This is a genomic window from Stenotrophomonas sp. NPDC047960, assembly GCF_043204395.1.
Lineage (GTDB): Bacteria > Pseudomonadota > Gammaproteobacteria > Xanthomonadales > Xanthomonadaceae > Stenotrophomonas.
Window position 1 is genome coordinate 169,318 of sequence record NZ_JBIDBX010000002.1, and the last position, 23,985, is coordinate 193,302.

Consider the following 23,985-nt stretch of genomic DNA (forward strand, 5'->3'; position numbering starts at 1 on the left):
AACCCACGCATGAGTGCCTTCGACAGTCCTTACACCACCGACGCTTCCCAGCACTGGAACGCGCACGACTACGCCATCGATGCCGGCTTCGTGCCGCTGCTCGGCGGTGCGGTGGCGCGCCTGCTCGACCCGCAGCGCGGCGAGCGGATCCTCGACCTGGGCTGCGGCGATGGCGTACTGAGCTTCGACCTGGCACTGAGCGGTGCACAGGTGACCGGCGTTGACAGCTCGCCCGAGCTGATCGGCGCCGCGCGCGCCCGCGGCATCGATGCGCAGCTGATGGACGCTCATGCGATGACCTTCGAGCGCCGCTTCGATGCGGTGTTCAGCAACGCCGCGCTGCACTGGATGCGCGAACCGGACGAGGTGATCGACGGCGTGCGCCGTGCGCTGCGCCCCGGTGGCCGCTTCGTCGCCGAGATGGGCGGCCAGGGCAACGTGGCCACCATCACCAGCGCACTGCAGGCCGCCCTGTGCAGCAACGGCCATGCGGTGCCGGCGTTCCCGTGGTACTTCCCCAATGAAGACGAGTACGCCGACCGCCTGCGCGCGCACGGCTTCCAGGTGCGCCATATCGAATGCCTGGCGCGCCCGACCGTGCTGCCCACCGGCATGCAGGGCTGGCTGCGCACCTTCGCCTCGCCGTTCCTCGTCGGCCTGGATGCCGGCCAGCGCCAGCGCGTGCTCGACGACACCGTGGCGCTGCTGGCCCCGACCCAGCGCGATGCGCATGGCCAATGGACCGCCGATTATGTGCGGCTGCGCTTCGAGGCGCGGCTGCGCACTTCCTGACCGACCCGAACCGTCCTATCGTCACATGAACCACAGCAAGGCCATTCCATGACCCCAGCTCCCCGCACCCTGTACGACAAATTGTGGGACGCCCACGTGGTCGTGCCCGAATCGGACAGCGCGCCCGCCGTGCTGTACATCGACCTGCACCTGATCCATGAGGTGACCTCGCCGCAGGCCTTCACCGAACTGCGCGAGCGCGGCCTGTCGCCGCGCCGCCCGGACCGGACCAAGGCCACCATGGATCACTCCACCCCAACCCTGCCGGCCGGCGCCGACGGCAAGCTGCCGTATGCCAGCGCCGCCTCGGAAGCCCAGGTCGCCATGCTGGCGCGCAACTGCGCCGAGCATGGCATCGAGCTGTTCGACCTGCAGTCGGCCAACCGTGGCATCGTGCACGTGATCGCACCCGAGCAGGGCTTCACCCAGCCGGGCATGACCATCGTGTGCGGCGACAGCCACACCTCCACCCACGGTGCGTTCGGCGCGCTGGCGTTCGGGATTGGCACCAGCGAAGTGGGCCACGTGCTGGCCACACAGTGCCTGCTGCAGCGCAAGGCGAAAACCATGGCGATCACCGTCGATGGCGCGCTGGCGCCGGGCGTGGGCGCCAAGGACGTGGTGTTGCACATCATCGGCGTGATCGGGGTCAACGGCGGCACCGGCCATGTGCTGGAATTCCGTGGCAGCGCGATCACCGCGATGGACATGGAGCAGCGCATGACCCTGTGCAACATGTCCATCGAGGCCGGCGCACGCGCCGGCATGGTCGCGCCGGACCAGGTCACGTTCGACTGGGTGGCCAACACCCCGCGCGGCCCCAAGGGCGCGGCGTTCGACGTGGCCATGGCGCAATGGTCGCAGCTGCGCAGCGATGCCGGCGCGCGCTTTGACGTGGAAGTGCACATCGACGCCGCCGACATCCGCCCCACCCTGACCTGGGGCACCCACCCGGGCACGGCCATCGCAGTGGACGCACCGATCCCGGCGGCCAACGATGCGGCCGACCAGAAAGGCCTGGACTACATGCACTTCCAGGCCGGGCAGACCCTCGCTGGCACCCCGGTAGACGTGGTGTTCGTCGGTTCATGCACCAACGGCCGCCTGAGCGACATGCGCGAAGTGGCGCAGGTGCTGCAGGGCCGGCGCGTCGCCTCGGGCGTGCGCATGCTGGTGGTGCCGGGCTCGGAGATCGTCAAGCGCCAGGCCGAGGCCGAAGGCATCGACGCCATCGTGCGCGACGCTGGCGCAGAATGGCGCGAACCGGGCTGCTCGATGTGCATCGCCATGAACGGCGACCTGGTGGCGCCCGGGCAGCTGGCGGTGAGCACCAGCAACCGCAACTTCGAAGGCCGCCAGGGTCCGGGCTCGCGCACGCTGCTGGCCTCGCCGATGACCGCCGCGTGGGCGGCGGTGAACGGCCGCGTAGCCGACCCGCGTGAACTGTATGCCAGCCAGGAGGTGGCCTGATGAGCGGCTTCCGTACCCTGACCTCGTGCAGCGTGGTGCTGCGCGAGACCAACATCGACACCGACCAGATCATTCCGGCTCGGTTCCTCTCCACCACCGAGCGCGCCGGGCTGGGCAGGCACGCGTTCAACGACTGGCGCTGGCAGGCCGATGGCAGCCCGAACCCGGGCTTCGCCTTCAACCAGCCGCACAACGCCGGCCGCAGCATCCTGCTGGCCGGGCGAAACTTCGGCTGTGGTTCCTCGCGCGAACACGCGCCATGGGCATTGGCCGACCTGGGCCTGCGCGCGATCGTCAGCAGTGAGATCGCCGACATCTTGCGCGGCAACGCACTGAAGAACGGCCTGCTGCCGATCGTGCTCGACGAAGCTGACGTGCAGACGCTGATGCAGCGCCCGGACGACGCGTTGACCGTGGACATCGCCGCGCGCGAGCTGCGCACGCCCGATGGCCGCGTGTATTCCTTCCCGCTCGACGGCTTCTCGCAGACCTGCCTGCTGGAAGGCGTGGACCAGTTGGGGTATCTGTTGGGTCGTACCCCTGACATTGAACGTTACGAGAGTGAACATGCACGCTGAGATTGTCGTATTGCCCGGTGACGGCATCGGTCCGGAAGTCGCTGCGGCCGCGGTTGCGGTACTGGGCGCGGTGGCCGAACGTTTCGGCCACACCTTCGGTTTCAGCGAACACGATATCGGCGGTATCGCCATCGACCGCCACGGCGAGCCGCTGCCGGCGGCCACGCTCGATGCCTGCCGCCAGGCCGATGCGATCCTGCTGGGCGCGGTGGGCGGCCCGAAGTGGTCCGACCCGAACGCGAAGGTGCGCCCGGAACAGGGCCTGCTGGCAATCCGCAAAGCACTGGGGCTGTACGCGAACCTGCGCCCGGTGCGCACCCACCCTGCCGCGCTGGGCGCGTCGCCGATTAAGGCGGAGTTGCTGGAGGGCGTGGACTTCGTGGTGGTGCGCGAGCTCACCGGCGGCATCTACTTCGGCGAAAAGACGCGCACAGCCGATACCGCAAGCGACCTGTGCAGCTACAGCGTGGGCGAGATCGAGCGGGTGATGCGAAGTGCGTTCCGGCTGGCACGGCAGCGCCGTGGCAAGGTCACTTCAGTAGACAAGGCCAATGTGCTGGAAACTTCGCGCCTGTGGCGTGACGTGGCGGCGCGGATCGGCCGCGAGGAATTCCCGGAGATCGCGCTAAAGCACCAGCTGGTGGATTCGATGGCCATGCACCTGCTGGCCAAGCCGCGCGAGTACGACGTGATCGTGACCGAGAACATGTTCGGCGACATCCTCACCGATGAGGCCTCGATGCTGGCCGGTTCGCTCGGCCTGCTGCCGTCGGCGTCGTTGGGTGAGCCCGGTGCGGTCGGCATCTACGAGCCGATCCACGGGTCGGCGCCGGATATCGCCGGCAAAGGCATTGCCAATCCGTACGCCACGATCTTCAGCGCCGCGATGCTGCTGCGCCATTCGCTGGGGTTGGAAGCTGAAGCGGCTGCCGTTGAAGCCGCGGTGCATGCGGCGTTGGATGATGGGGTGTTTACTGCGGATCTGGCGGCCAAGGGCCAGGCTGTTTCGACTACGCAGGCAACCGACGCTGTGCTGGCGCGGTTGGGCTGACGTTTAAAGGCCGTCGTTTGATCGTTTACGAGTGATGGGCCGGCGGTGGCGGGGGTACGGGGGGCGCCGTGAACCCATCCTTGGGGGCTCTTGCGAAACATCCATGTTTCGCAAAGCCCCCGTACCCCCACCCCCGCCGACCCATTGACGGTTGCTTAGGGGCCATGGGAGATCAAGCGCAGGCTCGATCATTTGCATGCGTTACCGTGCGTTGATTCGTTCACGGCAGTCGTTTGGGAACCGACCCTACCGTAGAGCCACGCCCTGCGTGGCTGCTCCGGCCTTTGATCATTGTCTCCGCCCACGACCGTCTGTCTGGGGCGGCCGGCGGGCAGCCCCCGTAGGGACTGTCAAAAACATGGATGTTTTTGCCAAGCCCCCAGGGATGCGTTTACGGCGTGTCCCGTAGGGGGCTGACCGTCGGCCGCCCCGCCACGTAACAATCAAGGCGCCGACGCTTTACCCGCTTCACCCGCTTCATCCGGCTTCACCCGGAACCACGCCGCGTACAACGCCGGCAGGAACACCAGCGTCAGCACGGTGCCGACAATCAATCCGCCCATGATCGAAATCGCCATCGAGCCGTAGAACGCACTGCGCGACAGCGGAATCATCGCCAGCACCGCGGCGAGCGCGGTCAGCACGATCGGGCGGAAGCGGCGCACCGTGGCGTCGATGATCGCGTGCCAGCGGTCATGGCCGGCGTCGATGTCCTGCTGGATCTGGTCGATCAGGATCACCGAGTTGCGCATGATCATGCCCGCCAGCGCGATGGTGCCCAGCAGCGCCACGAACCCGAACGGCGCGCGGAACAGCAGCAGGAACAACGTGGCCCCGATGATGCCCAGCGGCGCGGTCACCAGCACCATCGCCGCGCGTGAGAAACTGCGCAGCTGCAGCATCAGCAGCGTGGCCACCACGATCAGGAACAGCGGCATGCCGGCCTTGATCGAGTTCTGCCCGCGGGCCGAGTCCTCCACCGTGCCACCGGTCTCCAGCAGGTAACCGGACGGCAGCTCGGCACGGATGCCTTCCAGCGTCGGCAGGATCTGCTGCACCACATCCAGTGCCTGGCTGCCATCCCCGATATCCGCGCGCACCGTCACCGTCGGAAGTCGATTGCGGTGCCAGATGATGCCGTCCTCGAATACGTACTCCAGCCGCGCCACCTGCGACAGCGTGACCGACGTGCCGCTCGCCGTGGGAATGGCCAGGCTGCCCAGCATGTCCAGGCGCACGCGCTCGTTGTCCGGCCCGCGCAGCAGCATCTCGATCAGGCGGTTGCCCTCACGGTAGGTGCTCACGCTCATGCCCGACAGCGACGTACCCAGCAGCTGGCTCACCTGTGCACTGCTGACGCCCAGCGCACGCGCACGGTCCTGGTCGATCACCAGCCGCACCACCTTGCTCGGCTCGCTCCAGTCCAGGTTCACGTTCATCACATGTGGGTTTTCGCGCACCTTCGCTTCCACCTTGCGCGCGATCGCCTGCACCTGCTCGATGTGCTCGCCGGAAATGCGCATCTGCACCGGGTAGCCCACCGGCGGCCCGTTCTCGAGCCGGGTCACGCGCATCTGCACGTCCGGGAACTGAGGAATGACCTCCTTCAGCAACCAGTCGCGGGTGGCTTCACGTGCCTCGGCGTTTTCGGTGAGCACCACGAACTGCGAGAAATTGGTCGCCGGCAGCTGCTGGTCCAGCGGCAGGTAGAAGCGCGGCGAACCGGTGCCCACGTAGGCCACGTAATTGCTGATGCCGTCGCGCCCCTTCAGCAGCTTCTCCAGCTTGCCCGCCTGGGCCTGGGTGGCCTGCAGCGATGCACCTTCGGCCAGTTCGATGTCCACCATCAGCTCCGGGCGGGTCGAATCCGGGAAGAACTGCTGCGGCACGAAGCGGAAGATCAACAGCGAGAACACGAACAGCGCCGCCGTGGCCGCGATCACCCACCAGCGGTGGCGCAGGCATGTATCCAGGAAGCGGCGGAAGCGCGTGTAGAACGGCCGCTGGTACGGATCGTGGTCATGCGCCAGTTCCTTCGGGGCGATCCAGCGCGCAAACGCCGGGTGGCGGTCGGCCCACTGCAGGCGCCGGGCGCGCCAGCGCCCCGCAAGGCTGTCCGGCTTGGGCGGCTGCGGGTTGAACAGGTCCGGCAGCATCTTGTCGCCCAGGTACGGAATGAACAGCACCGCCGCGATCCACGACACCACCAGCGCGATGGTCACCACCTGGAACAGCGAACGGGTGTATTCACCGGTGCTGGACGCAGCGGTGGCAATCGGCAGGAAGCCGGCAGCGGTGATCAGCGTACCGGTCAGCATCGGGAACGCCGTGCTCTCCCACGCGAAGCTGGCCGCGCGCAGGCGGTCGTAGCCCTGCTCCATCTTGGTGGCCATCATCTCCACCGCGATGATCGCATCGTCCACCAGCAGGCCCAGCGCCAGCACCAGCGCGCCCAGCGAGATCTTGTGCAGGCCGATGTCGAAGTAGTGCATGACGAAGAACGTCATCGCCAGCACCAGCGGAATGGTCACCCCCACCACCAGACCAGTACGCAGGCCCAGCGAGAAGAAGCTGACCAGCAGCACGATCACCACCGCTTCGGTCAGCACCTGCACGAACTCGCCGACCGATTCTTCCACTGCGTGCGGCTGGTCGGAGACCTTGCGCAGCTGCATGCCGGCTGGCAGCGTCTTCTGCAGACGCTCGAATTCGGCATCCAGGGTGGACCCCAGCTTGAGAATGTCGCCGCCGTCCTTCATCGCCACCGCGATGCCGATGGCGTCCTCGCCCATGAAGCGCATTTTCGGCGACGCCGGGTCGGCAAAGCCACGCTTGACCTCGGCGATGTCGCCCAGGTGCACCGTGCGGTCGCCGGCCTGGATCGGGAAACGGCGGATGTCGTCCACGCTCTGGAACTGACCGGTCACGCGCAGCTGCACGCGGTCGGTGGGGGTTTCGAAGAAACTCGTGGCCGCGATCGCGTTCTGGTCGGCCAGCGCCTGCTGTACCTGCTGCAGCGACACGCCCAGGGTGGCCAGCTTGGTGTTGGACAACTCGATCCACACCTTTTCGTCCTGCAGGCCTTCCAGCTCGATCTTGCCCACGTCCGGCACCCGCTGCAGTTCCAGCTGGATGCGGTCAGCGTAGTCGCGCATCACCGCGTAATCGAAGCCCTGCCCGGTCAGCGCGTAGATGTTGCCGAAGGTATCGCCGAATTCATCGTTGAAGAACGGGCCGACGATCTCGCGCGGCAGGGTCGGCTTGATGTCGCCCACGCGCTTGCGCACCTGGTACCACAGGTCCGGAATGGCCTTGGAACGCAGGCTGTCGCGGGCCACGAAGATCACCTGCGATTCCCCCGGGCGCGAGTACGAACGGATGAACTCGTACTGCCCGGTATTGAGCAGTGCCTTCTCGATCGGCTCGGTGACCTGGCGCGAGACCTGCTCGGCAGTGGCTCCCGGCCACATCGTGCGCACCACCATCACTTTGAAGGTGAACGGCGGATCCTCGGACTGGCCCAGGTGCTTGTACGACCACGCGCCGATGATCGCGAAGGCCAGCATCGCAAACAGCACCAGCGCGCGGTTGCCCAGCGCCCATTCGGAAAGATTGAAGCGGCGCACGGGATCAGTGCCCCTTGGCTGCGGCGGGGGCGGCGGCCGGCTTCAGCACCGGGCGGTTCTGGCGGTCCACCGGGGTGACCGTCTGGCCGTCGCGCAGCAGATGCCCGCCGGCGGCAACGACCCAATCCTGCGCGGCCACGCCGGACAGCACCGGCACCGCGTCGGGGCCATAGGCGCCCACGGTCACCGGCGTGGCCTTGATCGCCCCGTTGGACGGATTGACCACCCACACGCTGGCCTTGCCATCGGCGCCGCGCAGCACCGCGCCCAGCGGCAGCTGCAACGTGCCGGTGCGGCCGGCGGCGGCAAACACGCGCGCGCTCTGGCCCAGTTCCACTTCGGCGGCGGCTTCCGGCGCCAGGCTGACCCGGGTGGCGTAGGTGCGCGCCTGCGCATCGGCGGCCGGCGCGATCTCGCGGATCGTGCCCGGCAGCATCAGGCCCGGCTTGTTCCACAGCTCCACCTGCACCTGCTGGCCGACCTGGTAATCGCGGATGTTGCTCTCCGGCAGTGCGATCAGCACTTCGCGGCCACCGTCGGCGGCCAGGGTGAACACCGTCTGCCCGGCGCCGACCACCTGTCCGGCTTCGGCCTCGCGGCTGGCAATCACGCCATCGGCCGGCGCGCGCAGCTGGGCGTAGCCGGTCTGGTTGCGGGCCACTGCCAGGTTCGCGCGGGCGGCATTGGCCTGGCCCTGCGCCGCCTTGAATGCCGCGGTCTGCGCATCGAGGGTGGACTGGCTGACCAGTTGCTGCTCGGCCAGTTTGGCGTAACGCCTCTGGTCGTCGCGGGCGCGCACCAGGTCGGCCTCGGCCGCAGCCAGCTGCGCCTGCGAGGCACTTGCCTGGGAGGCAAAATCAGCGGCGTCCAGTTCGGCCAGCAGGTCGCCCTTGCGCACGCGCTGGCCGGCATCGACGTGCCGCTTGACCAGGTTGCCCCCGACCCGGAACGACAACGGGCTTTCCTGCAGCGCACGCACTTCGCCCGGGTACGCCGCCACTTCCTGGCCGCTCACCGTGCCCGGCTGCACCACCAGCACCGGGATCGGAGCGGGCGGCTCGGCATCCTGTCTGCCACACGCTGCCAGCACCAACGCCAGCAGCCCACTGCCCATCCATCGCAAGTTGTTCATGAGGTCCTGGACCTTGAATTACCGGGGGAGACCGTCTGGAAGCGACACTCTATTCCATGACGGACAATAGTGAACCAGTCGGTATAGTATAAATATCGAACCGATTGGTCTAGTATTGTTTGCATGACTGTTCCGACCACTTCCGCTGTCCCGTCCAAGCCCGCCAGCAAGGCAGCCGGACCCGGCCGCCCGAAGGATCTGGGCAAGCGCGCGGCCATCCTGGACGCGGCCAAGGCATTGTTCGTGGACCAGGGGTATGGCGGCGTCAGCATGGACAGCATCGCGGCCCAGGCCGGTGTGTCCAAGCTGACGGTTTACAGCCATTTCGGCGACAAAGAGACGCTTTTCACCGAAGCTGTGAAGTCCACCTGCATGGAGATGCTGCCGGACGCGCTGTTCGTCGCCGACGCTGACGGCGTGCTGCGCGAGCAGCTGCTGGGCATCGGACGGGCGTTCTTCAGCATGATCACCTCGCCGGCGGCCGTGGCCGTGCAGCGGGTGATGATGGCGCCCGACACCGACGATCGCATCCGCGAGATGTTCTGGGTGGCGGGCCCGCAGCGCACCAGCGATGCCCTGGCCGAGTTCCTGCGCGCCCGCACCGAACGGGGCGAACTGGAGATCGCCGACTTCCAGACCGCCGCCCTGCAGTTCTTCACCCTCATCAAAGGCGAGCTGCATACGCATATGATGTGCGGGCTGCGAACGGCCCCGGCCGAGTGCGACGCCGATGCCCATGTCGAGGCCAGCGTGACCTTCTTCCTGAGGGCTTACGCCACCCGCCCCGGGCGGTAAGGACAACATGAATGGACCGGAGGTCGCGGTGACTTCCGGCACTGCGACCCCGGCGCGACGGCAGCGATGCTCTCAGCGCGCCGCCGGCTCCCGGCACCGGTAAAATGGCCGGCCCACTGCGCTGGATTAAGAACCTCATGACGATCGATTACGCCCACGCCCGCGAACTGATGGTTGAACAGCAGATCCGTCCCTGGGACGTGCTGGACATCCGTGTGCTCGACGTACTGGCACGTTTGCCGCGCGAGGCGTTCGTCGCCGATGCGAACCGTCCCCTCGCCTATACCGATGTCGAGCTGCCGCTGGGCGACGGCCGCAAGATGATGAAGCCGGTCATCGAAGGCCGCACCCTGCAGGCGCTGAACCTGCAGCCGGGCGACGAAGTGCTGGAAATCGGCACCGGCAGCGGCTACCTCAGCGCCTGCATGGGCGCCCTGGCCCGGGAAGTGCTCAGCCTGGAAATCGACCCGGTCCTGGCCGACGCGGCGCGTGCGCGCCTGGATGTCACCGGCCTGGGCAGCAATGTCCGGATTGAAACCGCCGATGCCCTGACCTGGGACACCGAGCGCCGCTTCGACGCCATCTGCGTTACCGGGGCAGTGGAGACCATCCCCGCCCGCTTCACCCAGTGGCTGCGTCCCGGTGGCCGCCTGTTCGTGATCCGCGGCCATTCGCCGGCGATGGAAGCGGTGCTGGTCAATGCCGATGGCAGCATCAGCGATTCGCTGTTTGAAACCGATATCGATTACCTGCGCGGTGCCGCGCCGGCACCCCAGTTCCACCTCTGAGTCCAAGGAAGCCGCAATGATCCGCCGATCCCTCGCTATTGCGCTGGCCGCCGCCCTGCTGCCGATGACCGCCTCTGCCGCCGACCTGCTGCAGGTCTACGAAATGGCGCGCAACGGCGATCCGCAGCTGTCCGCGGCTGAATCGACCCGTCTGTTTGACAAGGAAGGCGCAGTGCAGGCCCGCGCCGCACTGTTGCCGCAGATCAACGGCGAGGCATCGCTGAACCGCAATCGGACCAACCCGAACCATGACGTGAGTTCGACCTCGTACACGACCAAGAGCCGCACCTACGGCCTCTCCGGTTCGCAGACGCTGATCAACTTCACCCAGTTCGCCAATCTGCGTGCGCAGCGCGAATTGAGCAAGGCGGCCGACTTCACCCTGGATTCGGCCAACGACGACCTGATCGTGCGCACCTCGGCGGCGTACTTCAACGTGCTGGTGGCCATCGAGTCGTTGTCGGCGGCGCAGACCAATGAAGCGGCAGCCAAGAAGCAGTTCGATTTCGCCGACAAGCGACTGGAAGTGGGCCTGGCCCCCATCACCGACGTGCATGAAGCACGCGCGCAGTATGACCAGGCCCGCGCCAACACCATCATCGCGCAGAACACGCTGGCCGACGCCTACCAGGCGCTGACCGAACTGACCGGGCAGCCGGTCACCCAGTTGAATGCGCTGCCCGCCGACTTCCGTCCGGAACTGCCGGCCAAGTACGCCACCGTTGACCAGCTGGTCAACGAAGCGGTCGCCCAGAACCCGGCACTGAAGGCGCAGGAACTGCAGGTGAGCGCCGCCGAAGCCAGCGTGTCCGCAGCCCGTGCCGGCCACCTGCCGACCCTGTCGCTGGGCGCTACCGCAGGCCGTTCGGCCAGCTGGGGCGATGTCGTGGGCAGCGGCTCCAACTTCAGCCCCGACCAGCGTACCAACAGCGTGGGGCTGACCCTGAGCGTGCCGATCTTCTCGGGCGGTGCCACCCAGTCCGGCGTGCGCCAGGCGCTGGCCCAGCGCGACATCGCCCAGGATGGCTACGAGCAGCAGAAGCGCGCCTTGGACCGCAACACCCGCAATGCCTACCAGACCCTGGTGGCCGGCATCAGCGAAGTCGAAGCCCGTCGCCTGGCGGTGGTCTCGGCACAGAGCGCCTACGATGCATCCCAGGTGGGTCTGGAAGTGGGTACCCGCACCGTGCTGGACGTGATCCAGAACCAGCGCATCCTGTTCTCGGCCCAGCTCGATTACGCCAACGCCCGTTACACCTTCCTGCAGAACCGCCTGCAGCTGGGCCAGGCGGTCGGCACGCTGGATATCGCCGACCTGCAGGATGTCAACCGCCTGCTGACCCAGCAGGCTGCGACGCCGAGCACCCAGGTCAACAACTGATCGCAGGGTAAGGCGGAAGCCAGAAGAGCCACCCGAAAGGGTGGCTTTTTCGTAGCGGCACGCCATGCGTGTCCCACGGATCGCCGGCACCGCGCAGACACGCAGGGCGTCTCCCTACGCCAAGGTCATACCAGAGGCGGCGGAAGCTGCGGTGCGATCAACTCCACAGTCCGCTTCAAGGCGCCTCTGCCGTTACTCACCAGTGCACACCCTGCACTGGCCATGTCTTCCCGCGCTTCGGGATCGCGCAGCAGAGTGAGCAGCGCATCGCCCACGCCGGTCACGTCGTCGGCGATCAGTACCGCGCCTGCTTCACGCATGCGTCGGGAAATCTCGGCGAAATTGTGCAGGTGCGGGCCGGTCACCGTGGCGGTGCCCATCGCTGCCGGTTCGAGCAGGTTGTGGCCGCCAATCGGTTGCAGGCTGCCACCAACGAATGCCACCTGGGCACAGCCGTAGAACGCCATCAGTTCACCCAGCGTATCGATCACGAACACGTCGCTGTCGGCCTGCGGCCATTGTTGCTGCCGGCGCGTGCTGACCTTCCAGCCCTGCTCGCGCGCCAGCGCTTCCACCCGCGGGAAACGTTCGGGATGGCGCGGCGCCCACAGCAGCAGCAGGTTCGGAATCTCTTTCCGCAGGCGGCGGTGCAGGTCGATGGTGGCCTGCTCCTCGCCTTCGTGCGTGCTCGCCGCGATCCACACCGGGCGCGTGCCGGGCACGGCGGCGTGGAAATCGGCGGTGAACTCGCGCACGTTCGGCGTGGCAATGTCGAACTTCAGGTTGCCCAACGGCTGCACCTGTTCGGGCAGCGCGCCGAGCTGGATGAAGCGTTCGGCATCGTCGGCCGACTGCGCGGCCACGCAGGTGACCGTGCGCAGCGTGCGCCCGATCAGCGGACGCAGCAGGCGGTAGCCGCGCAGCGAGCGCGCCGACAGCCGGGCATTGAGGATGTACACCGGAATGCCGCGGTCGCGGCAGCCGAACAGCAGGTTCGGCCACAACTCGGTTTCCAGGATCAGCGCCAGGCTGGGTTTGAAGTGGCCCAGGAAGCGGCCGACGCTGCCCGGTACGTCATAGGGCAGGTACACGTGGTCGACCGCATTGCCCCACAACGAACGGACCCGCTCCGAGCCGGTGGGGGTGATGGTGGTGATCACCCAGCGGATGTCCGGACGCAGCTCGCGCAGCGCATTGACCAGCGGCGCGGCAGCATTCACTTCGCCCACCGAAACCGCATGCAGCCAGACCCGCGGCTGCGCGGTGGAATCGGGGTAGGAGGCATAGCGCTCGTCCCAGCGCTGGAAGTACTCGCGCACCCGGAAACCGCGCCAGACCAGGTGGTACACGGTGATTGGCAACAGCAGGTACAGCACGACCGAATACAGGCCGCGCAGGATCCATTCGACGGGACTTTTACGCATGCGCAGAGGATACGGGAGCGGCACCGGGAAAGACATGCGGGACCGGTCCTGACGCACCCCGACAAGCGCATGACTTAGAATCGGGAACATGTCAGATAACGCTTCCACCGCCACCCGCCCCTCCCTGCGCAATCCCCGGCATTGGCCGACCTTCGCCTTCATCCTGGTCGCCTTCGTCCTGGCCCGTCTTCCCTGGGGCCTGCAGCGCGCGCTCGGGCGCGGGGTGGGCACCGTGGCCTACCGGCTGGCCGGCAGCCGCCGGCGCGCGGCCGAGGTGAACCTCAGACTGTGCTTCCCCGAGAAGGACGACGCCTGGCGCCAGCGCCTGCTGCGTGACAGCTTCGACGCGTTGGGCGTGGGCATCTTCGAGTTCGCCCGGGCATGGTGGGGCAGCATCGACAGCATCCGCCCCAAGGTGCAGGTGGAAGGGCTGGAGCATCTGCACCGCATGCAGGCCGAGGGCCGGGGCGTGCTGCTGGTCTCGGGCCACTTCATGACCCTGGAGATGTGCGGCAGGCTGCTGTGCGACCACGTCGACCTGTCGGGCATGTACCGCAAGCATCGCAACCCGGTGTACGAGTGGGCGGTGAAGTTCGGCCGGCTGCGCTATGCCAAGGCGATGTATGCCAACGAGGACATCCGCGCCACCGTGCGTCACCTGAAGAAGGGCGGCTTCCTCTGGTACGCGCCGGACCAGGACATGCGTGGCAAGGACACCGTGTTCGTGCCGTTCTTCGGGCATACCGCCTCGACCATCACCGCCACCCACCAGTTGGCGCGGATGACCGGCTGCGCGGTGATTCCGTATTTCCACCGCCGCGAAGGCGGGAAGTACTTCCTGAAGATCGGCGCACCGCTGGAGAACTTCCCCAGCGACGATGTGGAAGCCGATACCGCGCGGGTGAACCAGGCCATCGAAGCGATGGTGCGCGAAGCCCCGGACCAGTACCTGTGGATCCACCGCCGCTTCAAGCGCCAGCCCGGCGGCCGCAGCGACTATTACAAATAACGGGAACGCGCTGCACGGCTGCAGGAAGTCGATCCCTATCGTAGAGCCACGCCCTGCGTGGCTGCTCTTCGTCGGGCACCGCGCGCGCAGCCACGCAGGGCGTGGCTCTACAGGTCCCAGCGGCACCAGGCGTAAGGGTATTCGCCCATGTTTTCAGCGAGGCCGGCGCGCAGCGGGTTGGCGATGATGTAGCGCGCTGCATGTTCCAACGATTCGTCCGTAGGCACGGCGTGGTCGTAGTAGCCCAGTTGCCAGACCTTCCCAACACCGAGTTTCCGACTGCTGTACGACTTGAACACATTCATGCAGGTGGCGAGCGTGCCGCGCCGCAGCTCCATCAGCCAATGAACGTGATCGGGCATCACCACCCACGCCATGGACCGGCTGCGCCCACAGCGTTCAACATGGCGTAGCGCGTCGATCGCCAGCTCTGCGTTGACGGGGTCTTCAAACAGGCGGCGTCGACCCTCTACGACGGTGGTGAGGACATATACATAGCCGGGTTCGGACACGCGGCCAAGACGTAGTCGTGGACTGGACATGCCTCCACGATGGAGGTGCCTCGATCGCCGCGGTATCGCCGAATCACGCTTCGGCGCATCGGTGCACGTCCTGCCACGACGTAGAGCCACGCCCTGCGTGGCTGGCGCGGTTTCCGACGAAGGGCAGCCACGCAGGGCGTGGCTCTACGGGTCGTCGCTTGCCAGCAGGCTGCCTGCGTAGAGGGCGGCGAGCAGCAAGGTGAGGCCGCCCCAGAACGTGGAATAGAACGCCAGGTGGGTGTTGAACGGGAACACCGTGACCGCCAGGGCAAGCATCGCCGGGCGGGCGCGTTCGCGCGCCGGTAGTGGGGCGAAGCGCCACGCGCGCCACGCCTGCGCCGCAGCCGCCAGCCACAGCAGCAGGCCAAGCACGCCGGTTTCGGCAAGGATCTCCAGCAGGATCTGGTGCGCGTGCAACGCCGGGCCGGCGCCCCACACTTCCTGTTCTTCAGGGCGCGGGTTGCAGTCGGGGTAGGCATCGCGGAAACCCCGTGCGCCTACGCCGTTGATCGGATGCTGCTCGATCATGCAGCCCGCCGCGGCCCAGATCTGCGCGCGCCCGGACAGTGCCTGGTTCACGCCGTCACTCTCGCCTTCCCATGCCATCGCGGTGCGTTCCAGCCGCTCGCGCACCTGGTGCGAGCCAGCGGCCAGGGCCACCGCCACTGCGAGTCCCACCGCCACGCAGGCCAGCAGACCGCGCGCGCCGAGCAGGCGCCAGCCGGAAAACACCAGCACCAGCGCGTAGGTCAGCCACGCCGCGCGCGAGCCGGCCAGCACCAGCACGGCACCGACGGCAGCGGCCACCGCCATCCAGCCCCAACGGCCGAAACGTGCGGCGGCGGCAAACAGCAGGAACGGCGACAGGCTGGCCAGCACCTGGCCGAATTTCAGGTTGCACGGCCCCAGCACGCCACTCAGGCGATCGGCCGCGGCCATCTCCGCCGGCGGGCACAGGCCATGGCCACTGATCGCCCACTTCAACTGGTCCATCGACCAGAACAACGGGCTGGTACCGAACGCCGCCTGCGCCAGTGCATCCAGCGTCCACACCCCGGTAATCAGCGCAATGCCCTTGAGGGTCAGCGCGCGCCGCTCCGGCGTCGCCACCGCGATCGCCACCAGCCACATGAAAGGCAGGTAGCGCAGCCCGGCGGCGGTCTTGCGCCACGCCGTGCCTGGATCAATTGCATCAAAGGTGGAAAACGCCTGCGGCAGCCAATACCCCAGGAACAGGATGCTGGTGAGCGCCCAGGCCGGGCTGCTGAGCATGCGCTGCTTGCCCTGCAGGCGCAGCTGCACCATACGGGCAGCGGCGTACAGCGCGCCCAGCCCCAGGACGGTTTCGGCGATGCCGGGCAGTGGCAGCATCGCCACGAACGCGATGACCCACCACGGAGCCCAGCGGCCGGCGCGGAAGCCCGGCGAACCGGGCGCCTTGACCGGCTCAGCCAGCGAGGGAGGTATAGAGCTGGAGCGTGTCACGTTGCATCGCCTGCAGGGTGAACGGAATACGCGAGGGCAGCGAAGGTGGCTGCGCCAGCAACTGCAGCGCACGTGCCTGCAATGCCCCGGCGTCGCCCAAGGGTACCGCGCCGGATGGCTGCAGGTGTTGCAGCAGCTCGCCCACCCCGCCCTGGTTCCAGCCCAGTACAGGCCGGCCCACCGACAACGCTTCGACCACGGTGCGGCCAAAGGCCTCGGGCTTGTCAGACAGCTGCAGCACCAGATCGCTGGCCGCATAGGCCTCAGCGATGCGCGAGGTGGGCGCGGTCATCAGCACCGCGTCGGCGATGCCCAAGCTGCGTGCCTGCGCCTCCAGCTCGGCCACATAGCGCTCACGCCCCGGCTCACGGGTGCCCGGCATCCACAGCAGCGCCGGTACGCCGGCCGCATGCAGCCCGGCCAGCAGCGACAGTGCGTGGTGATGGCCCTTGAGGCGGGTGCCACGGCCGGGCAACAGCAGCAGCGGCGCGTCGCCGGCCAGCGCCGGATGCTGCGCGGCCACCGTCAGGCGCGGGCGCCGGTCCTGGCGGCCCACGCGCGGGAACTGGGCGGTATCCACGCCACGCGGAATCACCCGCAGACGCTCCGGCGGCACGCTCGGGTAATGCTTCAGCACGAATTCGCGCACGCAGTTGGACACGCAGATGACCCGTTCGCCGCTGGTCATCACCGCGCTGTAGCGGCTGGGCGAATTCAAGCCATGCACGGTGGTGACCCAGTGCGGGCGGGTGGCTGCAGGCAGGTTGCGCACGGCGTAGTACCCCAGCCAGGCCGGCAGCCGCGAGCGCGCATGCACGATGTCAGCGCCGGTTTCGGCCAGCATGTTGCGCAGCGTGCGTACGTGGCGCAGCGTCCACAGCGATTTGCGGCCGATATCGAGGGTGAGATGTTCGGCGCCACTGGCCAGCAACGGCTCGACCAGCCGGCCACCGGCGGAGACCACGATGGCGCGGTGCCCGGCCGCGACCAGCGCGGCGGCAATTTCCAGCGTTGAGCGCTCAACCCCGCCGGAGTGCAGCGCCGGCAGCAGCTGCACCACGGTCAGTCGGCGCACGTTCGGTTCCGCCTGCTCAGTCGGCCAGCACGAAGACCGCACCGCAGTACGGGCACGCGGCTTCGCAGTTCGGCTCGTCTTCGATCGGCAGGTACACGCGCGGGTGCGAGTTCCACAGCGCCATCTCCGGCGTCGGGCAGCTCAGCGGCAGGTCGCTGCGGTGCACGGTGTAACGCTTTTCGGCATTGGCGGGCGCGGTGGCGGTATGGCTCATGGCGGGGCACGGAGAGGAATTGCGAGGGGCTCGATTCTAGCACCCGGGGCGCCGGGCGCGGCGCGGCCGGTTGCGTGCGGGAGGTCACGAGGAAAATGGCGATATGCGGTTTTTCCGGGTTTAGATCGAACTAATTTCACTTGCCAGAGCCGCTCCCGGTGTTGCAGGATCGGATGCGTTCCGATCAAACACCCGATCGCATGGCCCGTCCCCCGCCGGACCTGCATCGCTTCGACTGCCCTTGCGGGCGGCCGGCGTGATGCTGTCTGCCGAGGTCGCCGATGCGGGCTCCGCCTGCCGCCTGTCCCACCCGGGAGATCCCTGCATGACCCTGCCGCACCCCCGCCCTGCCCGCCGCGCCCTGCTTCCGCTGGCGCTCGCCCTGGCCTGCGCGCCATTTGCCCTGCCCGCTCTCGCTCAGGGCCTGCAGACCTCCTTCGAGCCGGGGGAACCGGCCCCGCAGGCCAGCAAGGGCGGCGTGCAACTGAAGGTCGGCAAGGGCCCGGCGGCGCCCTATGCGGCCAAGCCCGGGGTCGGCTATAGCGGTCTGCGTGCCCTGCACTACGCCAGTGCAGGCGGCGCCGCCACCACCCCGCTGTTCACCACCGATGTGACCATCGACGCCGACACCACCCTGTCCTGGCTGGTGCTGCCGGAGATCGTGGGCGAGGACACGGTGGCCTCCACCTATGTCTCGCTGGATCTGGTGCTGGACGACGGAAGCCGGGTCTCGGCCAGCGCCGCGCGCGACCTGCACGGCATCCCGCTCGGCGCCAAGGCGCAGGGGGATTCCAAGACGCTGTATCCGCAGCAGTGGGCGCACAAGTCGGTGCGCCTGGGCGATGTGGAATCACTGCGCGGCCGTCGCGTGGTCGCCGTCGAACTGGAGCTGGGCAGCGCCGCCAACGCACCGGTGTCGGGCTGGATCGACGACGTGCGCCTGGACAGCCAGCCGCGCACAGCCCCGGCCCGCCCCTCCGACTGGGTGCTCACCACCCGCGGCACCCAGGCCAACGGCACCTTCTCGCGCGGCAACAACTTCCCCGCCACCGCCGTGCCGCACGGCTTCAACTTCTGGACCCCGGTGACCGACGCCGGCGCGCTGAACTGGCTGTACCGCTGGAACGAGCAGAACAACGCGGCCAACCGCCCGCAGCTGCAGGCCTTGGCCCTGAGCCACCAGCCCAGCCCGTGGATGGGCGACCGCCAGACCTTCCAGGTGATGCCGTCGGCCACCCGTGGCGTGCCGGAAGCGGACCGCGCCAAGCGTGCGTTGTCGTTCTCGCGCGACAACGAAAGCGCGCGCCCGTACCGCTATGCGGTGCGCTTCGACAATGGCATTGCCGCCGCCATCGCGCCAACCGACCACGCTGCGCTGTTCCAGTTCGATTTCCCCAAGGATGGCGACGCCAACCTGCTGTTCGACAACGTCGACGCGCGTGGCGGGCTCACGTTGGATGCGGCCACGCAGACGCTGTCGGGCTACACCGATACGCGCAGCGGGCTGTCCAACGGCGCCACCCGCATGTACGTAGTGGCCAGCTTCGACCGGCCGTGGCGCAGCAGCGGCAAGATCAGCAGCGGTCGGCCCACCGGCTACATCAAGTTCGACCCGGGCAGCGACCGCCGCGTGACCATGCGCATCGCCACCTCGCTGATCTCGGTCGAGCAGGCCCGCCATAACCTGGCGCTGGAGCTGGCCAGCGATGACACCCTGGCCACCGTTGCCGCCCGCGCCCAGGATGCCTGGGACCAGCGCCTGGCCCGCTTCGACATCGGCCAGGCCAGCGACGACCAGAAGACCACGTTGTATTCCAGCCTGTACCGGCTCTACCTGTACCCGAATTCGGGCTTCGAGAACGCCGGTACTGCCGCCGCCCCGGACTGGCGTTACGCCAGCCAGGCCAGCGCCGCCGACGACAACACCGATGGCAGCGCGGTGCGCAGCTTCGCGCCGATCCGCGATGGCAAGGTGTACGTCAACAACGGTTTCTGGGACACCTTCCGCACCACCTGGCCGGCGTATGCGCTGTTCACCCCGGACGATGCCGGCGCGCTGGTGCAGGGCTTCCTGGAGCAGTACCGCGCCGGTGGCTGGGTGGCGCGCTGGTCCTCGCCGGGCTATGCCGACCTGATGGTGGGCACCAGTTCGGACGTGGCCTTCGCCGATGCCTACCTCAAGGGCATCAAGGGCTTCGATCCGGACGAGGCCTACCAGGCTGCATTGAAGAACGCTACCGTGGTGCCGCCGGACCGCCATGTCGGCCGCAAGGGCATGGATAAATCCACCTTCCGTGGCTACGCCAGCGCCGACGTTCACGAAGGCATGTCGTGGACGATGGAAGGCGCGCTCAACGATTTTGGCATCGCCAACATGGCCACCGCGCTGGCGAAAACCGCCGGCAGCCCGGCCGCGCGCGAGCGCTACACCACCGAAGCGGACTACTTCCGCGCCCGCGCCGGCACCTACGCCACCGTGTTCGACCCGGCCGCCGGCTTCTTCCAGGGTCGCAAGGACGATGGCAGCTGGCGCGTGGCTGCAAAGGACTACGACGCGCGCGTGTGGGGCCACGATTACACCGAATCGAACGGCTGGACGTTCGCCTTCACCGCCGCGCATGACGGCGAAGGCCTCGCCGGCCTGTACGGTGGCCGCGAAAAGCTGGCCGAAAAGCTGGATACGTTCTTCAGCACCCCGGAAACCGCCGACCCCAAGTTCTCCGGTTCCTACGGCGGCACCATCCATGAAATGACCGAAGCGCGCGATGTGCGCATGGGCATGTACGCACACAGCAACCAGCCCTCGCACCACATTCCGTGGATGTACCTGTACGCCGGGCAGCCGTGGAAGACCCAGCAGCATGTACGCGAGATCCTGAAGCGGCTGTACGTGGGCAGCGAGATCGGCCAGGGCTACCCGGGCGATGAAGACAACGGCGAAACCTCGGCGTGGTACGTGCTGGCCTCGCTGGGCCTGTACCCGCTGCGGATGGGCTCGCCGGAATACGCGATCGGCTCGCCCGCGTTCAAGCACGCCAAGGTGGAACTGCAGGGCGGCGCGGTGCTGACCGTCAACGCGCCGGAGAATTCCGACCGCAACATCTACGTGCAGTCGTTGAAGATCAACGGCCAGCCGTGGACGAAGACGTGGGTGCCGCACGAGGTGATCGCCAAGGGCGCCACGCTGGACTTCGAGATGGGTCCGGCGCCGTCCAAGTGGGGCACCGGGCCGGACGATGCGCCGCGTTCGTTGACCGCGCGGGGTGAACGCCCGGCGCTGCTGCATGACCTGCTGGGCGGTGGCGCGCGTGCGCAGCTGGACGATGGCAAGGTATTGGCGGCGCTGACCGATGACGACGCGGGCACCGTGGTGCCGTTCGGCGGCAAGGGCAGCGTGGTGTTCACGGGTGTGTCTGACGGAACGCCGTCGATGTACACGCTGACCAGTGGCAATGCGCCGATCCGGGGGGGCAAGTGGACCCTGGAAGCGCGCAAGGCCGGGGGCAACTGGATCACGCTGGACCAGCGCAGCGGTGAAACGTTCGAGTGGCAGCAGCAGACCCGCCCGTTCCGGATTGCCAAGCCGGGCCGTTATGCCGAGTACCGGTTGCGCATTGAAGGGCCGGGGCGGATGCAGCTGGCCGAAGTGGAGCTGCTCGCGCAGTAACCTCACCCGATAACGTAGAGCCACGCCCTGCGTGGCTGCTCTTCGGCCGGGTCCGCGCAAGCCACGCAGGGCGTGGCTCTACCCGGTGGGGCATGCCCCCACCGGGTGTTCGTTACCGGTCAGCGGCCGCCAACCAACCCTGCATACAACGCGAACAACTGCTTGAAGTACCGCTTTGCAGGACGAGTGCGCATGGCGCCGTTCCAGAGGGGGGAAGTGGTCGGGCCCAGGGTGGCGGGGTCCAGCGGACCACCGCCACGGCCGGGCCGCGTGGGGGTATTTGGCCCTTGGCAGGTTGCACGGGAGTGACCGTGGGGCTGCGGGAAAGTGTCCGGTAGCGCCGGCCGTTGGCCGGCCCACGGGATCCTCAAAAGCAAAAAGGACCGGTGCAGCGCACTGGTCCCCGTCTTTCACGTGTTCAGGCACCGCGATTCGTCGGGTGCAGAGCCCCTTCTGTTGAAGGGGCGCGCCGAAGGCGGGGGTAGAGGTGGAATGCGTGGGCAGCGGAAGTGGGCAAGAACGCCTTAGGCGTTCTTTTCCACTTCCAGCTGCTTCCGGATCTGCGCATCCACCGCGGCAATGGCGGTCATGTTGAGCACGCGGCGCGAGGTCGCGCTGGTGGTCAGAATGTGCGCCGGCTTGGCCACGCCCATCAGGATCGGGCCGATCGCCACGCCGTCGGTGAACACCCGCACCAGGTTGTAGGCGATGTTGGCCGCTTCCAGGTTGGGCAGCACGAACAGGTTGGCGCGGCCCTTCAGCGTGCTGTCGGGCAGCAGCTTCTGGCGCAGCGCTTCGTCCCACGCGGTGTCGCCCTGCATCTCACCATCAACGTTCAAACGCGGGTTGCGCTTGAGCAGCAGCTCGCGCACGGTGCGCATCTTCAGCGCGTCCTTGGAATCGTGGCTGCCGAAGTTGGAGTGCGACAGCAGCGCCACCTTCGGTTCGATCCCGAACAGCTTCATGCGATACGCCGCCTGCAGCGTGGCTTCGCAGATCTGCTCGGCGGTGGGGTCTTCCTGCACGTGGGTGTCCACGAAGAAGAACACGCCCTGCTGGTTGATCACACCGGTCATGGCCGAGGTCGAGGTGACCTTCGATTCCAGCGGCAGCACGCTGCGCACGTAGCCCAGCTTCTTGTGGAAGCGGCCTACCACGCCGGTAAGCAGCGCATCGGCTTCACCGCGTGCCACCATCACCGCCGCAATCAGGGTCGGGCGCGAGCGCATCAGGTTCTTGGCCGCCGCCACCGTCACGCCGCGACGGCCGGTGAGGTTGTGGTAGTACTGCCAGTACTCGTTGAAGCGCGGATCGTCGTTGATGTTGGTGACATCGAAATCAACGCCGACCTTCATGCGCAGGCCCATGCGCTCGATGCGCGATTCGATCACGTCCGGGCGGCCGATCAGGATCGGGAAGGCCAGGCCCTCATCGACCACGTTCTGCACCGCGCGCAGCACCACTTCTTCTTCGCCTTCGGCGTACACCACGCGCTGCTTGTCGGCGCGCGCACGGTCGTACACCGGCTTCATCATCAGGCTGGTGCGGTAGACGAACTGGGCCAGCTTCTCGCGGTAGGCGCCCATGTCGGCCACCGGGCGCGTGGCCACGCCCGAATCCATCGCGGCCTGGGCCACGGCGGCCGACAGCTCCACCAGCAGGCGGCGGTCGAACGGGCGCGGAATCAGGTAATCGCGGCCGAAGCTCGGGGTGTCATCGCCATAGGCCGAGCCGAGGTCGCTGGCTTCGCGGCGTGCCATCGCGGCGATCGCGTGCACGCAGGCGATCTTCATTTCTTCGTTGATCGCGGTGGCGCCCACGTCCAGCGCACCACGGAACAGGTACGGGAAGCACAGCACGTTGTTGATCTGGTTCGGGTAGTCCGAACGGCCGGTGCCGATCAGCGCATCCGGGCGTACCGCGCGCGCCACTTCCGGCATGATTTCCGGGGTGGGGTTGGCCAGCGCGAAGATCACCGGGTCCTTGGCCATGGTCTTGACCATGTCCGCGGTGAGGATGCCCGGGGCCGACAGGCCCAGGAAGATATCGGCGCCCTCGACGATCTCGGCCAGCGTGCGCTTGTCCGTATCGCGGGCATAGCGCTTCTTTTCCGGGTCCAGGTCGCTGCGGCCGGTGTGGATCACGCCTTCACGGTCGAAGGCCAGGATGTTTTCCGGTTTCAGACCCAGCGAGACCAGCATGTTCACGCACGAAATGCCGGCAGCGCCCATGCCGGTGGTGGCCAGCTTCACCTCTTCGATCTTCTTGCCGGTGACCACCATGGCGTTGAGCACCGCGGCGCCGACGATGATCGCCGTGCCATGCTGGTCGTCATGGAACACCGGGATGTTCATCCGCTCGCGCAGCTTGCGCTCCACGATGAAGCACTCCGGCGCCTTGATGTCTTCCAGGTTGATGCCGCCAAAAGTCGGTTCCAGCGAAGCAATGATCTCGACCAGCTTGTCCGGATCGTTTTCGTTGATTTCGATGTCGAACACATCGATACCTGCGAACTTCTGGAACAGCACACCCTTGCCTTCCATCACCGGCTTGCCGGCCAGGGGGCCGATGTTGCCCAGCCCCAGCACGGCGGTGCCGTTGGAGATCACGGCCACCAGGTTGCCGCGGGCGGTGAGCTCACTGGCCTGCTGCGGGTCGGCCATGATGGCCTCGCAGGCATGGGCCACGCCCGGCGAATAGGCCAACGACAGGTCGCGCTGGGTCAGCATCGGCTTGGTCGCCGTGACCTTGATCTTGCCCGGCGGCGACATGCGGTGATAGTCGAGGGCGGCCTGTTTGAAATCTTCGTTGGACATCGCTTTCTGCAGATGAATGGGCGAGAGGAACAGGGGATCATACCCCCGTTGGCGGTGTTGGACCTGTCGCTACGCTGTCGCGATCATGCTGCGACCGCACATCGGGCGGGCCGTGCGCCGGCGTATGCGACGCCAGCCTG

General features: G+C 67.4%; 17 protein-coding genes. 9 read left to right on the forward strand and 8 right to left on the reverse strand.

The window, feature by feature from the left end; genetic code table 11:
* Window positions 1-9: 9 nt before the first annotated feature.
* Genes ACGFZ3_RS06395 through leuB form a run of 4 tightly spaced genes read left to right on the forward strand, consistent with a single transcriptional unit; the run spans window position 10 to window position 3,891 of the window.
* Window positions 10-792, forward strand: a complete 783-nt coding sequence (locus tag ACGFZ3_RS06395) for a class I SAM-dependent methyltransferase (protein ID WP_392918020.1) — start codon at window positions 10-12, stop codon at window positions 790-792.
* 48 nt (window positions 793-840) lie between these two features.
* Entirely contained in the window at window positions 841-2,262 is a 1,422-nt protein-coding gene (gene leuC / locus ACGFZ3_RS06400) for a 3-isopropylmalate dehydratase large subunit (RefSeq protein WP_392918024.1), read from the forward strand.
* On the forward strand, window positions 2,262-2,840 hold the full coding sequence (gene leuD / locus ACGFZ3_RS06405) for a 3-isopropylmalate dehydratase small subunit (protein ID WP_392918026.1): 579 nt from the start codon (window positions 2,262-2,264) through the stop codon (window positions 2,838-2,840). Before leuC ends, leuD begins: the two co-directional genes overlap by 1 nt.
* Window positions 2,830-3,891 (forward strand): 3-isopropylmalate dehydrogenase, encoded by a 1,062-nt coding sequence (leuB, locus tag ACGFZ3_RS06410; RefSeq protein WP_392918029.1) that lies wholly within the window; start codon window positions 2,830-2,832, stop codon window positions 3,889-3,891. The genes leuD and leuB overlap by 11 nt, the downstream gene beginning before the upstream one ends.
* 443 nt (window positions 3,892-4,334) lie before the next feature.
* Here the strand turns inward: leuB and ACGFZ3_RS06415 are convergent, their stop codons facing one another.
* Window positions 4,335-7,517, reverse strand: a complete 3,183-nt coding sequence (locus ACGFZ3_RS06415; RefSeq protein WP_392918032.1) for an efflux RND transporter permease subunit — start codon at window positions 7,515-7,517, stop codon at window positions 4,335-4,337.
* 4 nt (window positions 7,518-7,521) lie between these two features.
* On the reverse strand, window positions 7,522-8,649 hold the full coding sequence (locus ACGFZ3_RS06420) for an efflux RND transporter periplasmic adaptor subunit (RefSeq protein WP_392918035.1): 1,128 nt from the start codon (window positions 8,647-8,649) through the stop codon (window positions 7,522-7,524).
* A gap of 123 nt (window positions 8,650-8,772) precedes the next feature.
* Between ACGFZ3_RS06420 and ACGFZ3_RS06425 the strand changes: the two genes are divergently transcribed.
* The 3 genes from ACGFZ3_RS06425 (at window position 8,773) to ACGFZ3_RS06435 (ending at window position 11,613) form a co-directional block, all read left to right on the forward strand.
* Complete coding sequence (locus ACGFZ3_RS06425; RefSeq protein ID WP_392918039.1) at window positions 8,773-9,444, forward strand: TetR/AcrR family transcriptional regulator; 672 nt, start codon at window positions 8,773-8,775, stop codon at window positions 9,442-9,444.
* Window positions 9,445-9,581: 137 nt separating this feature from the next.
* Complete coding sequence (locus tag ACGFZ3_RS06430) at window positions 9,582-10,232, forward strand: protein-L-isoaspartate O-methyltransferase (RefSeq protein WP_392918042.1); 651 nt, start codon at window positions 9,582-9,584, stop codon at window positions 10,230-10,232.
* Between the two features lie 16 nt (window positions 10,233-10,248).
* Window positions 10,249-11,613: a TolC family outer membrane protein gene (locus ACGFZ3_RS06435; protein WP_392918045.1), complete on the forward strand. Its 1,365-nt coding sequence runs from the start codon at window positions 10,249-10,251 to the stop codon at window positions 11,611-11,613.
* A 125-nt stretch (window positions 11,614-11,738) separates the two neighbouring features.
* On the opposite strand, the gene waaA is transcribed toward ACGFZ3_RS06435, so the two are convergent.
* Window positions 11,739-13,037 carry a lipid IV(A) 3-deoxy-D-manno-octulosonic acid transferase gene (gene waaA / locus ACGFZ3_RS06440; protein ID WP_392918047.1) on the reverse strand — a complete coding sequence of 433 codons (1,299 nt, stop codon included), beginning with the start codon at window positions 13,035-13,037 and terminating at the stop codon, window positions 11,739-11,741.
* 88 nt (window positions 13,038-13,125) lie between these two features.
* On the opposite strand from waaA, the gene ACGFZ3_RS06445 reads away from it, so the two are divergent.
* Entirely contained in the window at window positions 13,126-14,046 is a 921-nt protein-coding gene (locus ACGFZ3_RS06445) for an LpxL/LpxP family Kdo(2)-lipid IV(A) lauroyl/palmitoleoyl acyltransferase (RefSeq protein WP_392918050.1), read from the forward strand.
* Between the two features lie 107 nt (window positions 14,047-14,153).
* On the opposite strand, the gene ACGFZ3_RS06450 is transcribed toward ACGFZ3_RS06445, so the two are convergent.
* From ACGFZ3_RS06450 to ACGFZ3_RS06465, 4 genes are all read right to left on the reverse strand, one after another.
* Window positions 14,154-14,588, reverse strand: coding sequence for a transposase (locus tag ACGFZ3_RS06450; protein WP_392918053.1), 435 nt, complete (start codon window positions 14,586-14,588; stop codon window positions 14,154-14,156).
* Between the two features lie 144 nt (window positions 14,589-14,732).
* A complete protein-coding gene (locus tag ACGFZ3_RS06455) occupies window positions 14,733-16,055 on the reverse strand; it encodes an O-antigen ligase family protein (RefSeq protein WP_392918882.1) in 1,323 nt (440 codons plus the stop codon).
* Window positions 16,036-17,148 (reverse strand): glycosyltransferase, encoded by a 1,113-nt coding sequence (locus tag ACGFZ3_RS06460; protein ID WP_392918056.1) that lies wholly within the window; start codon window positions 17,146-17,148, stop codon window positions 16,036-16,038. Before ACGFZ3_RS06460 ends, ACGFZ3_RS06455 begins: the two co-directional genes overlap by 20 nt.
* A gap of 16 nt (window positions 17,149-17,164) precedes the next feature.
* Window positions 17,165-17,362: a zinc-finger domain-containing protein gene (locus tag ACGFZ3_RS06465; protein WP_019183790.1), complete on the reverse strand. Its 198-nt coding sequence runs from the start codon at window positions 17,360-17,362 to the stop codon at window positions 17,165-17,167.
* Window positions 17,363-17,687: 325 nt separating this feature from the next.
* Here ACGFZ3_RS06465 and ACGFZ3_RS06470 point away from each other — a divergent pair, with 325 nt between their 5' ends.
* Window positions 17,688-21,029: a GH92 family glycosyl hydrolase gene (locus ACGFZ3_RS06470; RefSeq protein WP_392918059.1), complete on the forward strand. Its 3,342-nt coding sequence runs from the start codon at window positions 17,688-17,690 to the stop codon at window positions 21,027-21,029.
* A gap of 524 nt (window positions 21,030-21,553) precedes the next feature.
* On the opposite strand, the gene ACGFZ3_RS06475 is transcribed toward ACGFZ3_RS06470, so the two are convergent.
* Window positions 21,554-23,845, reverse strand: a complete 2,292-nt coding sequence (locus ACGFZ3_RS06475; RefSeq protein ID WP_392918062.1) for an NADP-dependent malic enzyme — start codon at window positions 23,843-23,845, stop codon at window positions 21,554-21,556.
* Window positions 23,846-23,985: the final 140 nt, after the last annotated feature.